General features: G+C 41.8%; 15 protein-coding genes. 5 read left to right on the forward strand and 10 right to left on the reverse strand.

Annotation, left to right across the window (positions count from 1 at the left end; genetic code table 11):
- The first annotated feature begins 19 nt into the window (after positions 1-19).
- Entirely contained in the window at positions 20-814 is a 795-nt protein-coding gene (locus ACN20O_RS17245) for a thymidylate synthase (RefSeq protein WP_491635483.1), read from the forward strand.
- Between the two features lie 13 nt (positions 815-827).
- Positions 828-1,316: a dihydrofolate reductase gene (locus ACN20O_RS17250; RefSeq protein WP_208107798.1), complete on the forward strand. Its 489-nt coding sequence runs from the start codon at positions 828-830 to the stop codon at positions 1,314-1,316.
- Between the two features lie 44 nt (positions 1,317-1,360).
- Here the strand turns inward: ACN20O_RS17250 and ACN20O_RS17255 are convergent, their stop codons facing one another.
- From ACN20O_RS17255 to ACN20O_RS17270, 4 genes are all read right to left on the reverse strand, one after another.
- Positions 1,361-2,215: a hypothetical protein gene (locus ACN20O_RS17255; protein ID WP_491635485.1), complete on the reverse strand. Its 855-nt coding sequence runs from the start codon at positions 2,213-2,215 to the stop codon at positions 1,361-1,363.
- A 73-nt stretch (positions 2,216-2,288) separates the two neighbouring features.
- Positions 2,289-2,906: a TPM domain-containing protein gene (locus ACN20O_RS17260; RefSeq protein ID WP_491635487.1), complete on the reverse strand. Its 618-nt coding sequence runs from the start codon at positions 2,904-2,906 to the stop codon at positions 2,289-2,291.
- 19 nt (positions 2,907-2,925) lie between these two features.
- Positions 2,926-3,654: a TPM domain-containing protein gene (locus ACN20O_RS17265; RefSeq protein WP_491635489.1), complete on the reverse strand. Its 729-nt coding sequence runs from the start codon at positions 3,652-3,654 to the stop codon at positions 2,926-2,928.
- Positions 3,654-4,229 (reverse strand): LemA family protein, encoded by a 576-nt coding sequence (locus ACN20O_RS17270; RefSeq protein ID WP_491635492.1) that lies wholly within the window; start codon positions 4,227-4,229, stop codon positions 3,654-3,656. The genes ACN20O_RS17265 and ACN20O_RS17270 overlap by 1 nt, the downstream gene beginning before the upstream one ends.
- 41 nt (positions 4,230-4,270) lie before the next feature.
- On the opposite strand from ACN20O_RS17270, the gene ACN20O_RS17275 reads away from it, so the two are divergent.
- Positions 4,271-6,757: a U32 family peptidase gene (locus tag ACN20O_RS17275; RefSeq protein ID WP_491635495.1), complete on the forward strand. Its 2,487-nt coding sequence runs from the start codon at positions 4,271-4,273 to the stop codon at positions 6,755-6,757.
- A 4-nt stretch (positions 6,758-6,761) separates the two neighbouring features.
- Here the strand turns inward: ACN20O_RS17275 and ACN20O_RS17280 are convergent, their stop codons facing one another.
- The 3 genes from ACN20O_RS17280 to ACN20O_RS17290 form a co-directional block, all read right to left on the reverse strand.
- Positions 6,762-7,292, reverse strand: coding sequence for a hypothetical protein (locus tag ACN20O_RS17280; protein WP_491635497.1), 531 nt, complete (start codon positions 7,290-7,292; stop codon positions 6,762-6,764).
- Positions 7,293-7,368: 76 nt separating this feature from the next.
- Positions 7,369-10,506, reverse strand: a complete 3,138-nt coding sequence (locus ACN20O_RS17285; RefSeq protein ID WP_491635499.1) for an efflux RND transporter permease subunit — start codon at positions 10,504-10,506, stop codon at positions 7,369-7,371.
- An 85-nt stretch (positions 10,507-10,591) separates the two neighbouring features.
- Positions 10,592-11,155, reverse strand: a complete 564-nt coding sequence (locus tag ACN20O_RS17290; protein ID WP_491635501.1) for a pseudouridine synthase — start codon at positions 11,153-11,155, stop codon at positions 10,592-10,594.
- 172 nt (positions 11,156-11,327) lie between these two features.
- Here ACN20O_RS17290 and ACN20O_RS17295 point away from each other — a divergent pair, with 172 nt between their 5' ends.
- Positions 11,328-11,633 (forward strand): hypothetical protein, encoded by a 306-nt coding sequence (locus tag ACN20O_RS17295; protein ID WP_491635503.1) that lies wholly within the window; start codon positions 11,328-11,330, stop codon positions 11,631-11,633.
- A gap of 2 nt (positions 11,634-11,635) precedes the next feature.
- Positions 11,636-12,058 carry a hypothetical protein gene (locus tag ACN20O_RS17300; RefSeq protein ID WP_491635506.1) on the forward strand — a complete coding sequence of 141 codons (423 nt, stop codon included), beginning with the start codon at positions 11,636-11,638 and terminating at the stop codon, positions 12,056-12,058.
- A gap of 22 nt (positions 12,059-12,080) precedes the next feature.
- Here ACN20O_RS17300 and ACN20O_RS17305 read toward each other — a convergent pair whose 3' ends face one another.
- Genes ACN20O_RS17305 through ACN20O_RS17315 form a run of 3 tightly spaced genes read right to left on the reverse strand, consistent with a single transcriptional unit; the run spans position 12,081 to position 14,543 of the window.
- The gene (locus ACN20O_RS17305; RefSeq protein WP_491635508.1) at positions 12,081-12,695 is read right to left on the reverse strand and encodes a tRNA-uridine aminocarboxypropyltransferase; all 615 of its coding nucleotides are present in this window, start codon (positions 12,693-12,695) and stop codon (positions 12,081-12,083) included.
- A complete protein-coding gene (locus ACN20O_RS17310; RefSeq protein WP_491635510.1) occupies positions 12,682-13,413 on the reverse strand; it encodes a 1-acylglycerol-3-phosphate O-acyltransferase in 732 nt (243 codons plus the stop codon). Before ACN20O_RS17310 ends, ACN20O_RS17305 begins: the two co-directional genes overlap by 14 nt.
- A gap of 56 nt (positions 13,414-13,469) precedes the next feature.
- The gene (locus ACN20O_RS17315) at positions 13,470-14,543 is read right to left on the reverse strand and encodes a tyrosine-type recombinase/integrase (RefSeq protein ID WP_491635512.1); all 1,074 of its coding nucleotides are present in this window, start codon (positions 14,541-14,543) and stop codon (positions 13,470-13,472) included.
- Positions 14,544-14,629: the final 86 nt, after the last annotated feature.

Consider the following 14,629-nt stretch of genomic DNA (forward strand, 5'->3'; position numbering starts at 1 on the left):
ACACACAAAGGACAAGTTTATGAAACAGTACCACGATTTGATGGATCATGTTCTTAAGCACGGACACCAAAAAGAAGACCGCACAGGAACGGGAACACTTTCAGTTTTCGGATACCAATGCCGCTATAACCTGGCCGAAGGATTTCCTTTAGTCACAACAAAAAAGCTGCACTTAAAATCAATCATTCACGAACTACTATGGTTTCTTCAAGGTGAAACCAATATTAAATACCTAAAAGACAACGGTGTCACAATCTGGGATGAATGGGCCGACGAAGATGGAAACTTAGGGCCTGTTTATGGTTCTCAGTGGAGGTCTTGGAAAGGTGCTAACGGAGAGACTGTTGATCAGATCACATCTGTTATTAATCAAATCAAAAAGAACCCGGATTCAAGACGCCTTATCGTTTCAGCTTGGAACGTGGCCGAGATTGAAAAGATGGCGCTTCCTCCATGTCACGCTTTCTTTCAATTCTACGTGGCCGATGGACGCCTGTCTTGTCAGTTATACCAAAGATCAGCTGATATTTTCTTAGGTGTTCCGTTTAATATCGCTTCATATGCACTTTTAACAATGATGATTGCTCAGGTGACCGGACTTCAATTAGGTGACTTCGTTCACACAATGGGTGACGCTCACTTGTATTCAAATCATATTGAGCAGGCAAAGCTTCAATTGACTCGCGATTTTAGAATGCTTCCAAAGATGACGATCAATCCTGAAATTAAAAATATTTTTGATTTCAAATTTGAGGACTTTAAACTTGAAGGATACGATCCGCATCCAACAATTAAAGCTCCAATTGCAGTTTAAGGGATAAAGAATCATGCATGTTTCTATGGTAGTGGCCCACGGGCCAAAAGGTGAGATTGGGTTAGGCAATAAACTTCTGTGGCATATCCCAGAAGACTTGAAGAATTTCAAGAAACTCACTGTTGGAAAAATGATTGTGATGGGAAGAAAGACATACGAGTCGATCGGGCGTCCATTACCAGATAGAGCAAACGTGGTTATTACTCGCGATACAACTTTTAAACCGGATGGGGTCATTGTTATTCATGACCCCATGATGGCCTTTGACCTTGCCCTTGAAGCTGAATCAGACCTGGAAGTCGACGACTTTGAAATGGTGGTGATCGGTGGCGGCGAGATCTTTAATTTCTTCCTGCCATACACGCAGAAAATTTATCTTTCAGAAGTTCCTTATGAAGGACCTGCTGATGCCTTTTTCCCTCCTGTGGATTACAAGGAATGGGAAGTTTTAAAGAAAGAAGAATTCAAGGATTTTACTTTCAAGATTTTGGACCGTATTTAAATCCTGACCATGTAAAAGACGAAAACTCTTTCTGCCGCTAGTTTTTAACGGGAAGCTTTAGCTTCTTGTAGATCTAATTCATAATCTCGTGCCCAGTTCTCTGGGTGCGAGTCATTGAATGTCTTCACATTACAGTAGGTCTTTGCCACAGAGCTGATGCGCTCTTCTTCTCTGGTAAATTCTAAATAAGGCACGAAGTTGCCGTAACCTTTTTCAAAGAAGCTTTCATCGCCATTTTTGTAGGAGTAATTTTCGCATTGGCGAGGATTGTTTGAATCAATCAGGCCAATTTCATAACCTCCTCCAGGGGCCTCTTTCATATTGGTAATCAGCCAGGCGTGAGAGGTGATGCCTTTGATTTGCAGTTTTTGGTAGGCGATTTTTTTATTAACGGCTACGTAGTTAAAAACTTTATCCATCATTCCTTTTAGAACATCAGGTTTAACTTTTGTATCGCCCTTTAGACCATCAATCCATGATCCAAGGACTACGCCATCGTATAACTGCCATGCTTCAAGTTCAGCGATAATTTCTTTTTTGTAGGTTTCAGTGAATTCTGAAAAGTTAGCAAATCCCGGAATTGTGACAACCTTTTCTCCGGCGCGGATTTCTTTAATAAGGGCCTTTACTTCGCGGGCACTAGGTTTATTTAAATCTGGACGCATGATTCCCAGGTAAAAGATGTTTCTTTGAAAGCGCGAGTGCCACCAGCAGACACCACCGTTAAAGAAGCCCCCTTGATTCTTAAAAGACATCAGGTTGCTTGATTCGTCGGCATATGAGGTAAGAACACTGCTGTCTTCAAAGCGGGCGCAGAACTCGTTTTTCGTCGTTGGCAGTGTGCCGGCAAAAGTATTAACGCTCAAAAGAGCACAAAGGATTAACATTGATTTTTTCATTCTTAAAGAATGAAGAATCAGAAGGAGAGTGACTACTTAAAAAAACTATCATGATTAAAATGGTCGGATAATTTTATTCAATGATGATGTCGTTTTTAAGTTCGTTTTTTGCTGTACCAGCGCTCTTTGGAAAGTAATTCTCCAGGATATCACTTGCTGCACTGATGGTGTTTTTTAGGGCCTCAACAAAATCGCCTTCTTTGACTTTTTCAATGAATTCCTGGGTGATTTCATCCCAGATTTTTTGGTCGACTTTTTGTTTTACACCAACATCTGTGATGATTTTAATTTGGCGCTCTAGAAGCGAGATGAAGATAAGGACGCCATTGTGTCTGTCTGTCACGTGCAGGTTGTGCTCGTAAAAGGCCTCAATCGCTCTTTGTGTGACTTCAAATTCAATTTCTTCTTTAGTGATTAAAAGTCTTGTGACTGAAGGGATATTGCCCAGCCAGTAGCCAATAAAAAGACCTGGCACTTGAATCCATAAAAAGTAGATAGGGTTAATAATGGCAAGCGGGGAGAAGTAAAGTCCAAGTGAGAAAAGAAATGATACGATAATTGCTGCTCGCCAGTGGGCTGCAGGATAATTATCTGATGTCGAGACAATCATCGGCACCAATTCACTGTGGGATTTTTTCTCGGCCTCAGTGATAAGTTTTTTAATCTGTTCTTTGTCTTTTGCTGAAATCATATTTGCCTCTAAGTTTATTTTACCAACTACCACTCGAGCCACCACCGGAAAAGCCGCCGCCGCCTCCGGACCACGAACTTCCACCGCCGCCTCCACCGAGGCCGCCTCCGCCACCCCAGCCGCCGTAGTATCCACCACGGCCACCTCTTCCTCCGCCACGAATGTTAGGGAAGAAAAACTGCAGGAAGAAAATGAGACCAAAGATGGCAATAAGAACCATCGGTGCACTTCCTTTCCTGTGATGGCGAGGTTTGATTTGCCCGTTGAAATCGAGCTTCTTGCCATCGGCCTGGGCCATAAGGGCAAGACCTAAAGCAACGCCGTTGTCGTAATCACCTTTTTGGAAAAAAGGTTTTACCTCATCAAGAATTCGATTAGTGGTTAAATCGGTAAGTGTGCCTTCAAGGCCACGGCCCACTTCAATACGCATTTTTCTATCATCTAAAGAGATGAGAAAAAGAGCTGCGCGGTCGTCGCCTTTTTTTCCAAGCTTCCATTCATCGACAACTTTAATGGAGTAACCTTCAATGGTCTCATCGACGAGTTTATCGATGATGAGAACTTGAAATTGAATGCCTTCAGTTTGGTTGAGATTTTGAAGCGCCCCTTCAATCGCGTGAAAAGCATCGCGGGAAAGAAACTGGGCCTCATCGACCACAGGTCCTGTGAGTGCTGGCACCTCGAGCGCAAAAGCGCTCAGGGTGCACAGGCAAAAGAGTAAAAATGAAACGAGAGTTTTTTTAATCATTAGAATTTAACTGCTGGAGCTTCTTGAGCTCTTTCAATATTTTCCACCGCAAATTGAGGCTTCTTTTCATGTTTTAAGAAAATCGAGTTGTACCAAGATGTCGGAGGTACAGTCACCAGGTTGTTAAAGTTTTGAATCGCAGCGATGTAGCGGTTTCTTGCTACTGTGATTCTGTTTTCTGTTCCTTCAAGTTGAGCCTGCAGGTCGCGGAAGTTTTGGTTTGCTTTTAGGTCAGGGTATTTTTCAACCACTACCATTAAACGTGAAAGAGCAGATGATAATCCACCTTGAGCGTCCTGGAACTTTTTCATGTTTTCTGCGTTTAACTGATCAGCTGTAAAGTTAACTTGCGTAGCTTTCGCACGAGCTGAAACCACTCCTTCAAGGGTCTCTTTTTCGTGTTTCGCGTACCCTTTAACCACTTCTACCAGGTTAGGGATAAGGTCTTGGCGTCTCTTGTATTGGTTTTGTACTTCTGCCCAGTCAGCGTCTACCTGATTCAAGGCAGTTGGGATACTCTGCATCCCACAAGAAACCGTAAAAAGCATGATGACTAATAGTGATAAATATTTCATAAGGTACTCCTAGGGTAATTATTTTGAATTAGAATAAGATTATGTCAAAGAATAAGAAAAGTGAACTGCTTCTACCTGTAGGAAACATGAATATGTGCCTGGCCGCCATTCATAATGGCGCCGATGCGATTTATGTAGGGATGCCTCACTTTAACGCTCGCGGAAGAACCACTGATTTCAGTGTAAGTGAACTAAGAGAAATGATCGAGTTGTGTCACCTCTACGGTGTAAGAGTCAACCTCGCTTTCAACGTTGTTATCTTTCAAGACGAACTGCCCGAAGTTATAAAATTATTGAGTGTTGTTTTACCTCTAAGGCCAGACGCTCTGATCGTTCAGGATGTGGGGCTGGCGAAACTTGTCCGCGATATGGCCCCTGATCAAGTGATCCACGGATCAACTCAGATGACGGTGACCAATCACGAGGCGATGAGTTTACTAGATGATTTAAAAATTAAGCGCTTCGTTTTAGGAAGGGAAGTAAGTCTTCCAGAGATGCGTGCGATTAAAGAAAAGACTGATAGAGAGCTTGAAGTTTTCGTTCACGGCGCTTTATGCGTGGCCTATTCAGGCCAGTGTTTCACCAGTGAGAGTATCGGGGGCCGAAGTGCCAACCGCGGCCAGTGTGCCCAGAGTTGTCGCCTAGAATACGAGATGATCGTCGATGGAAAAAAGTATGAACTAGGTGATTACAAGTACCTGGTCTCTCCAAAAGACCTGTGTGGAATTGCCGAGATTCCAGAGCTTCTAAATATTGGAATCGAAAGTTTTAAAGTAGAAGGGCGATTAAAGACGCCTGAGTATGTGGCGAGTGCCGCTCATAATTACCGCGAGGCCATCGATTTAGTTGAGGCCTACGGAAAACAGCTTTCGAAAAAAGAAATTGAAGCAAAAAAAACAGAAATGAGTTTAACCTATTCGCGTGGATTTTTTTCTGGATGGCTTCATGGCGTGGATCATCAGGACCTGGTGGATGGAACGTATGGAGCACATAGAGGACTGGCGATTGGAAAAGTTAAAAAGATTGACCCAAAGTCAGTGACAGTTGAAATTTCTTACCCGCATTTAAAAAATGGCGATGGCGTTTTACTCGCTGGAAGCTTGCGTGGAAAGAAAACAGAAGTCGGGGGAAAACTCTACGGTGTAAAAAAGCTAAAAGAAAATCTTTTTGAACTTTCATTCGATAAGAGTTTTGATTTCAAAAAAGTCGCTCTGGATTTTATCGTGTATTTCAACTCGGATGCCGTCGTTGAAAAGAAACTCACGATGTCTTATACCGATAAAAATTTAAAAAAGAGAATTCCGATTCACTTGAGTGTGGAAGCGGAAATCGGGCAGCCTCTAAAAGTAGAAGCAAACGATGGCGATCGTTTTGTGACTGTTTATTCAGAGGGCGCATTGGAAGAAGCTTCTTCAAAACCGGTAGGAAGAGCGGAGCTTGAAGCAGAACTTGGTGCTCTTGGAAACTCGTGTTTTATTCTGGATGGTTTGACTCTTTCAAAAGATAAAGAATTTTTTATTCACCAAAAAGAATTAAAACAAATCCGTCGCCAGTTTACGGAACTCTTAATGCAAAAACGAGTGGAGAGAGCTCCGCTTGAAATGCGCGATATTGATCTTCATTCATTTAAGAAGGGCACTCAGAAAGCGCCAAAACTCAATGTGCTTTTAAGAGAGATCTCCCAGATTCATGACTTTTTAGGCTTCTATGAAAAAGTCGTTGATTCACTAGGTGTCGTCTATCTTGATTACGAATTTGGAAAAGGCTACGCGGAGAGTGTGGCGCTTTTAAAAGAAAAAGGAATCAAGGTCGGGATTGCCACGACGAGAATTCTTAAACCAAACGAATACTACAACTTTAAAATCATCGAACGCGCTAACCCTGATGTGATTTTATGCCGCAATTTAGGAGCGGTTTATTACTTCCAGGATAAAAACTTTGAGCTTAAAGGGGATTTTAGTTTAAACGTCACGAACTCAGTGACAGCTGATTATTTTTTAGGAAAAAAGCTTTCGTCAGTTTGCGCTTCTTACGACTTAAACTCTCACCAGCTTTTTGACCTGGTTAAAAATGCAGATGGAATCGAAGTCACCACTCACCAGTACATGCCTTCCTTTCATATGGAGCATTGTGTGTTTGCCGCTTTCTTAAGTGAAGGAAAGAGCTTTAGAGACTGTGGAAAGCCGTGTGAAGAGCATAGGCTGGAATTAAAAGATCAGTTTGGAAATCACCACCAGATTAAAGCGGACCAAGAGTGTCGCAATACAATGTTCAATGCCGTCCCTCAATCAGCAGCGAAACTGATTCCAGAGCTTTTGGAAAAAGGTGTAAGCGAGTTTAGGTTTGAGGCCTTGTATGAAAGAGGCGAAGAGCTCTCTAAGAAGATTGTGGGTTATGCTAATCTTTTAAGAAACCAGAATGTTGAACTGACAAAAGAAATCATCGGCCACATTGGCGTTCTTGAGAAATACGGTCTTTCAGATGGGTCACACCGCGAAGGTGAATATAAAGACAGAAAGAAGGGCTAGGTTTTTACTCCTGCCCTTTTAAATACTTCATCCATTTTTTAAATTGTGCCGAAACGTTATCTGATTTAAGGGAGAAAACTTCCGGGTCATTGATAAAAATCGCCGCCATATTCTCAGAGACATCAACGCTATTGAGTCCGTCGAAAATCACTTCCAGCCTGCCACTTTGATCAACGATATAATAGTACAGTTGTGGTTCGTCTTCGTATTGAATGATTAAAGCTGTCGCGATGGCCTTTTCAATCATTGGGATTTTTGCGGCCAAACTAAGGGCGTAGTTATCTGTGCGCTCTGCCGAGGCAGTCGTCACCATTTTTAATAGTGATTCTTTTCCACTGGCCTCTGTTGAAATAATAATTTCATTAGGAAGATTGGCCTCATCAATTTTATCTGATTCTCGGTTAAGGCAGTTTTTTAAGTCGGTGCTTGATGTTCCAGAGCATTGCAGGCCATAGCCTACCGGACTAAGTTCGCGGGCCTGGGCAAATGTCATAAGAAGGGCCAGAAAGCTTACATAAGTGAGCGCGGTTTTCATAAGGATTCTCCAGTGCCGGTTTTTATACCAGCACTGGAGAGTCTTTTGGGGGGTGTTGTAGAAATTATACTATGTTTTAAAGCGCTTCATGCGCGTTTGACGGGACATTTTTCGCTGGAGCACCTTCAGCTGGGACTTTCTTGACGTAAGTCTCTGAACGCTCAAGCGGAGTTAATATCAGGTAAAGGGCCGGAACAACGAACAGGGTTAAAAGTGTCGAAATAATCGTTCCCCCGATAATCGATAGACCCATCGGGATGCGGGTTTCAACCCCAATTCCTGAACCTAAAACCAGTGGAGTGGCCGCTGCAACAGTCGCCACCGACGTCATGATAATCGGACGCAGACGAATCGGACACGCTAGTAAAAGGGCATTTAACGGTGTTTCATGGCGGTTATCCATGTGACCGTTTCTCACCTGGTTAGTGAATTCCACCAGCATGATCGAGTTCTTTTTAGCAATACCCATTAGAACGATGAGACCGATAAATGAGAAGAGGTTTAACGAGATGTTAAACATCCATAAAGCAATCAAGGCCCCGGTCACAGAGAAAGGAAGGGCGACTAGAACTGAGATTGGGTGAATAAAAGAGTCAAACTGCACGGCCAGGATCAGGTAGGCAACAAGGATACCGATCATCAGGGCGTAGTATAAGCTTGAAAATGATGAAGCAAATCCCGCTGAAGCTCCTTCAAGTGCAAATGAGTATGACGGAGGAAGAATTTCCTGCGCAATTTGTTTTGCACGATCAAGAACCTTTGCTTGCGATTGTCCTGGAGCTAAGTTCCCATAGACGGAAATCGCTCTTTGACGGTTTACACGGGAAATACTTTGAATCGCATTTCCTTCTTCAATCGTAACCAGTTCATAAAAAGGAATTAAGTTTCCGGCCTGGTTTCTCACATATAAATGTTTGAAGTCTTCCGGAGTGCGCACTTGTTCATCTTTAATTTTAAAGCGGATGTCGTAGCGTTTTCCATCGAAGGTGTATTTACCCTGTCTCACGCCACCAACTCCGGCAGCGAGAATCGCACCTACCGTTTCAACTGAAACTCCACGGTCACTCATCGCTTTTCTATTTGGTTTTAAGATAAGTTCAGGAATCCCTGAGCGGTAATCCGTGTCCATATCCACACCGATTTTTTCATCTTCAATACGTTTCATGAATTCTGCTGATTTGGCCTCCAGCACTTTTAAATCAGGCCCACGTAAGTTGATGGCAATCGGGTTCTGGCGACCAGAAGAAAGGTTTCTGGCAGAGTTATCTCTCAATGTCACACGGATGCCTTTGACGGCCTTAAACTCTTCGCGGAGTTGTTCCATGATCTGGATGTGACCCATCTTTCTTTCAGATCTAAGTTTCAGCGAGATCGGCATGAAAACCATACTCGTGTTTGATCCGGCACCGAAACCACCCACAGATGTAAAGTATCCTTCGATGTTTTCATTTTTCTTTAAGATCGCTTCGAGTTCTTGAGCTTTCGCACTTGTTGTTTCAAGTGAAGTTCCTGGAGGAGTCATCCCTTGCATAATGATGATGTCTTGATCTTGCAATGGAACGAATTCCTGGCGGACTTTACTGACCAGAACTAGCGAGACAACGAAGAAAACTACCGAGCCTAAAACCACGGCCCATTTCCACTCCAGTGTTTTTGCCAGAACTGCTTTATATTTGTCTCCAAACTTGTGGAAGACTTCATCCAAGTATCTTTCGAATTTAGAAACTTCTGGTTCCGTGCTCAATAAAGCGGCCGCACGCATTGGCGTGATCGTCACAGCTTCAAGAAGTGAGATCAGAACGCAGGCACACATTGTAACCCCGAACTGGAAAAAGAACTTACCAATGATCCCATCCATGAAAACAACTGGAAGGAATACGGCAACAACCGCTAAAGTGGCGGCGACTGCGGCAGGAAGAACTTCTTTTGCTCCTTCTGAAGCGGCCGTCTTTGAGTCTTTACCTAAGCGGTAGTGACGGACAATGTTTTCAAGTAACATGATGGCATCATCAACGACGATGGAAATCGAAAGAGTGAGGGCCAGTAGAGTAAAGAGGTTAAGCGTGAATCCAGAAAAGTAGAGGATGGTAAACGTCCCTACAATTGAGGTTGGAATTGAGAAAAGAATGTTAAGCGCGGCCTGAAAGCTTCCGAGGAAAAGAAAACAGATCACGATGGTGATAAGGGCAGCTACCCAAAGTTTTTCAATCGTCAGCCCCACAGTCGCTTCAGTAGACTTCGTGAAGTTGATGTTTACGCGGTAGTTGTATCCCTTTGGAAAGTTGCCTTTAATCTCATTAAACTTTTTAATAACTTCTTCAGCAACTTGAACTTCGTTTGTTCCACGCTGCTTTCTGACCTGGATACCGATAGCTTCCTGGCCGTTTACGCGAGCAAGTCGGCGGATGTCTGAAAGTCCATCTTCTACAGTGGCCACGTCTTTAATATAGATATTGCGATTAAAAATTCTCTCTCCACCACGGCGAAGAATGCGGATATTTTCCACTTCACTTAAAGCGGCGGCTTCACCCAGCCATCTTACACGAAGTTCTCTTTTTCCTTCCGTAAATTGCCCGGCAGCACTTTCAACGTGCTGAGAGTTTAAGGCGGAAATGACGTCATCAATGGTTAATTCAAAACGTTCTAGTTTTTTTGTATCAATCCAAACGCGAAGGTTTCTCTCAGAAGCTCCACCAACTGAAACCTCTCCAACTCCTGGAAGGAAACGGATCTGGTCAAGCAGGTAGTTATCGGCCCAAGCGAGCATGTCCTTTAAATTTGAATCACTGAAAACTGAGATAATAAGAATCGGATCTTCTTCCGGGTTTTGTTTTCTAATAACGGCCGGGTCAATTCCTTGCGGTAGTCTTAATTGCGAAAGGGCCGACTGAACTTCTTGAAGGGCAACGTCGACGTTTCTATTGATATCGAATTCAAGTGTTACTGATCCGGCACCTTGACGTGCGCTCGATCTCATTTCCTTGATTCCTTCAATGTTTAGAAGTCTTTGTTCGATCGGATCAATAAGCTCGCTTTCCACAACTTCTGGAGCGGCCCCTTCATAGGTGATAGAAACGTTGATGATCGGGAAGTCGACATCGGGAAGCTGTGAAATACCCATGCGGTTAACACAGATAGCTCCGAAGACGATGAGTGAGAACATTAATACCCACGCAAAGACGGGACGTTTAATTGAAAGGTCGATAAGGTTCATTTGTGATCCTGTGTAAATTTACTACAAAATTGTACGAGATAAATTTCGAAAAGTTTCACTTAAAATGAATAAAATGAAAGTAAGGTTAGAGAATATCGCTCTTCTGAATCACCACCCATTGACCTGGATTTAGTTCTCCGAGCTTATATTTTCCCACTTGCTGGCGAAGCAGGCGCAGAGTCGGGTGATTGATACTCGCTGTCATTCGGCGCACCTGACGGTTTTTTCCTTCACTGATTTTAATTTCTAACCAACACGTCGGAATAGATTTTCTAAATCTCACTGGAGGATCGCGCTCTGGCATCACTGGTTGCGGCTCAATAATATGAACTTTGGCCGGTTTGGTTTTGTAATCTTGAATCTGGATGCCGCCTTTTCGCAAAACATTCAGCGAGTCTTCACTCGGAATATTTTCAACCTGCACCCAATAAATTTTCTCTTTATCAAATTTAGGATTTAAGAGTTGGTCGATAAATGTCCCGTCATTACTCAGGATCAAAAGCCCCTCAGAGTCTTTATCCAATCGACCTGCGGGATAGACTCCCTTAGGCAGATTAAAGTTACTCAACGTCTCCTTAGGGTCATCAGAGGTGAACTGGCTTAAGATCCCATAGGGTTTGTAGAAGGCTATGTAAAGAGCGTCATTCATAGAGGGCCAGTTTAAAAGGGGTAATGCCCTATGTCTACTAATGTCGCAGATTACTTACTTTTTATCTTTTATAACTTCTGAAAATTAGTAGGAGAGTGCTTTTAAAACTTGCCACATTAGGTAGAGTCCATAAAAATACCGAGGCTTTATAAACAATGTTCATAGGATGATTATGCTAAAGACTTGTGTGACGGCACTACTTGGCCTCGTCTTAATTTTTGGGAATGCCTTTAGCCTTGATGCAGAAGCTGCCACTAAAAAGAAGAAATCAGAAACAAGCGTTTCTCAATCAAAGAATAAGAACTCGAAAAAGAAAAATAAAAAGAAAAAAGCTCGTCTTGGAAAAGCAAGAAGATACAAAAGATCCGGAAACGGGCCAGACCTTCGCGCTCTTACAACCGAGTCACCAACAAACACAGAATTTACAGAGGCTCCAGGCAATGGAGTTAATCCTGTAGAGACAAAACCGGGGTTATAAGAATGAAACACACACTACTTGTTCTTCTAGTGGCAATGCCATTGACTGCTTTTGCCAATACTATCAGCTTCCGTTGTAAATCTGCTGAAATTCAGGGCGTTCATAAATTTGATGCTTCTGGTGTTGTGACTGTTGACGACTTTAACAGAGTTGAAGGAATTGCCAATATTGTGACTGAAAAAGCAGGTGCAACTCAATCAATTCAAAGTTTCGAAGAAGTTCGAGTTGAAGGATACATTCGTCACTTTAATGGCGGTGAGGTTTCAAAAGAGCCGTTTGATCAATTAGTTTTAAAAACAAACGAGCCGTACTTAAAAAATCTTAACTTACTTTTAGATTTTGAAGAGAAAATCGCTTCGAGAATTTCGACAATTGATAACTTCTCTTACCGTTCAAACTGCAAAACAGTAGACACTTTTAGATAATACTTTCCGGGCCTTTGAAAAATTAATTTTCGAAGGCCGTTCTTCCTCTGACAACTCTTTCAACCATTGTATCAAAGACCAACTCCATATCGGTTTTTAGTCCTTCCTGGTTTTCCAGAATATGAAGTGCGCGTGTAATCGCTTCGTATGTAGATAATCTGTTTTCATCACTTGATTTGCGAAGCTTGTAGCGACCAGGCTCTCCAGGTGGAAGTTTCACACACTGAATGCCTGCAAGCCCTGGTTCACGACGGTAAGTTTTGACCGCCTGAGACCACGTCCCGTCTGGAACAATCAGATGAAATTTTTTATCTTTATTGGCCTCCATAAAATGAGCGTTTAATTCAATTGCATCTTCATGGGGAAAAAGATAGATCGGGGATTCCTCTGTGTTTAGTTTTAATGAATCTATTGAAAAAGGTTCATTCGGAAAACCACGCAAAGAGATCTGGCAATTAGGTAAAACGAGTTGAGCGAGATTTGCAGTATTGGAAGTCAGATGTCTTTCACGGTGATGCATGATGATCGATACGCGTGTCTTAGTTGGCACCTCGCGGATGATGTCGCAAAAACATAATGACTTGTGAATTTTACAGCGTAAGCAGCGCTTGCCTTGTGTGGATCTACGCTTGTTCATAAAGAACTTTAGCTTCAGCATCGATGCGCTCGATGGCCGTTTTTAGAACCTGGTAACAGTGATCTTTTAAACGATCAACATCATCTAAAGTCATGCCTGCAGTTTGAATCGGTTCAAGAACTTCTTCAATAACCACACCTGCACGCCACTTATTTAAATCCATTGTCTGAATGTAATTACTCCAGGCAATTGGAACGATGGGAACTTGAGCTTTAATAGCAGTAACAAAAGGACCTTTTTTAAATGGTAGAAGTCCACGTCCTCTTGAACGTGTTCCTTCTGGCATAATCCAGATAGAAAGATTTTTTTCTTTGATGCTTCTTGAAGCAGTATCCATTGTCCCGAAGGCGCTTCTTTTATTTCCACGGTTGATCAGAATGTTTCCTGAGAGCCAGTAGAAAATTCCAAAAAATGGAATAAAAAGAATAGATCTTTTTCCAATCGTTACAATTCTTTCAGCAATCATTTTAGAGCCTAAAATAATATCCAGATTATCTTGATGGTTGCTAATAAAAACACATGGGCGTTCTCTTAATAAAATATCGCGGTTTCTGACGATGATGTTTAAACCTAAAATTTTATCACCGTGTTTGATGAGATTCGCTGTCAGCATTAAGCTCTTTGTATCAAAAGGCTTAAAAAGAGCGCGAAGTGTTCCAAGAGTGGCCGCAATAACCACCCAGATGGCAAAAAGTGTAAGGCGAATAATTTTTAACATAGGGGGCATTTTTGCATAAAAAACACGCGAATTAAAGGGGGAGATGTCACCCATCCCTAATGATAACGGCGTGTTTTCAGGGAGAGTGTGCGTTTATCAATATAAGTCTGGGTGATTTTTGCGTCTTTGTGATTCAAATAATCGCGGACAAACAATAAATCTTTGGACTTCATATAGAGTTCAGTGGCGCAGGCCTTTCTGAAACTATGGGGTGTGATTTTAGTCATTGTTTGGTTATCGGGGATAGCGCGTTCAATAATTTTTATAATTTTGTTGTACATCGCTTTGGAAGAATAAGGCCTCCCCTCTTTGGTTTGAAATAAAAAATCTCCGACTAAATTTGTGTTTTCCAGGTAAAAATTTAAATTTTTAAAAATTAGTTCATCTTTTTGGATCACTAATGTGTGCACGTATCCACCTTTGCGATCGAAGGTAATTGTCCGTGAAATTTTATCGAAATTTGAAATTTTTAAACTGCAAAGCTCGCTTAAACGCATTCCACCATAATATAAAAGATATAAAATCAGGCGTTCATTTGTTCTAAAAGTTTGCTCTTCAATTTTTTTGAAATCATCTTTTGTGATCATCGTCGTCGGAGTGACATCGATTTCCTTGAGAGTAATTGCGTGGATTTTACTTTTAACCGGGTTTTTTAAAAACTTATTGGATGAATCTTCATGGGATTCTTTTAAATACTCAAAAAAGTTTTTTAAGCTCGATAAATGGCGCCTTCTTGATGAGACACTCATGGCATTTTGAAAAAAGAGGAGATATCTCTCGGTTCTTTTTTTAAAGACGGCCTTTCCTATTATCTTTTTAAACCAATTTAAAAATCCGCCTGTTGATTCCACCGATCCGTCAGGATTTCTTACGATTTCCTGGTGGACTTGGCCCCCATTTCCTAAAAACTCTTTATATTTTCCGATGATTTCGCCATTAACTTTTTCAATTTTGAGCTTCTGATCATGCTCCAGCCACTGAAAAAATTTGAGCAAATCAGCTCTATAGTTTTTGATCGTGTGTTCCGATTTGTTCAATCGACGAAGATTTTGTAGGTATTCTTCCATCAAAAGATGCGATGGATTTTTAGGAGTGAGATCTTTATTTTGAGTGGTCGTTATCAGTTCCAATCTTTTTAAATCCTTTTAAAAATGATCGTTGTGAAGCTAAAAAAGCTACATATAATTTATATTATATGTAGCTTTTGGAATTTAAG

It is taken from the genome of Bacteriovorax sp. As-1 (genome assembly GCF_058446905.1).